The following is a 952-nucleotide window of genomic DNA, read 5'->3' on the forward strand; positions in this document are numbered from 1 at the left end:
GGAAGCTTTCCATGCCGATCAAGTTCATCAGCGCCAGGCCTGCAGGCCTGGCATCTTCAAGCTCCTGCTTCCGGGCAGGCATCGACAGGCGAAAATCGATGCTGCGGGCGACGGCCGTTCTCATGGGCCTGTCATTGCTGGCTATCGCAGCTCCCAGCCCATCCCAGTCATACGCGCAGGAGCAAACCCCGTCTGCCGGCATTGCTCAGCGCCAGCCGCTGAGCAAAAAGGAAATGGAGGTGCTGGTGGCGCGCATCGCGCTCTATCCCGACGAGTTGGTGGCCGCGATCGCGGCGGCCTCCTTGTATCCCCTCCAGATCGTTGAAGCCGAAAGGTATTTGGAGCGCGTCAAGACCAAGCCGGAGCTGAAGCCAGACAAGGATTGGGACGGGAGCGTCATCTCGCTCATGAACTATCCCGAGATCGTCAAGATGATGAGCGACGATCTCAAGTGGACGCAACAGCTCGGCGAGGCAGTGGCCTATCAACAAAAGGACATGCTCGAGACCATCCAGCAGTTGCGCGAAAGAGCGGTTGCCAACGGGACCATCAAGAGCGACGACAAGACCGTGGTCGTCGTGGAGCGCGAAAAGGTCATCATCAAGTCGGCCCAGGCAGACAAGGTCTACATACCGGTCTATCGATCAGAGAACCTCTACGATTCGAGCTATGCGTCGGTAAGCTACTACTCCGACTCCTACTCGTCCTACTACGATCCGACCGCCACTTACTACGCCGGTTACGTCACCGGCGCTGCCTGGGCCGCGGCCGTCGACTGGTACGAGGGGGAAACCTGGAGCGGTTACGGCCGCTGGGGTAAAGATGTCGAGATCAACTGCGACGACTGCTTCAACGATCGGATCTTTAACGGCGACATCAGTTTGAACCAGGTTGATTGGACGAAGGTCGATAGCTCCAGAGTAACTTTTGACAAATCACAGCTGACCAGGCT

Annotated in this window: 1 protein-coding gene; it reads left to right on the forward strand. The window is 58.1% G+C overall.

What is annotated here, in order from left to right; genetic code table 11:
* Window positions 1-11 precede the first annotated feature (11 nt).
* A partial coding sequence (locus NMG80_RS01145) for a DUF3300 domain-containing protein (protein ID WP_436798518.1) occupies window positions 12-952 on the forward strand: 941 nt, incomplete at its 3' end.

The sequence above is a fragment of the Mesorhizobium escarrei genome (assembly GCF_935825525.1).
Taxonomy (GTDB): domain Bacteria; phylum Pseudomonadota; class Alphaproteobacteria; order Rhizobiales; family Rhizobiaceae; genus Mesorhizobium; species Mesorhizobium escarrei.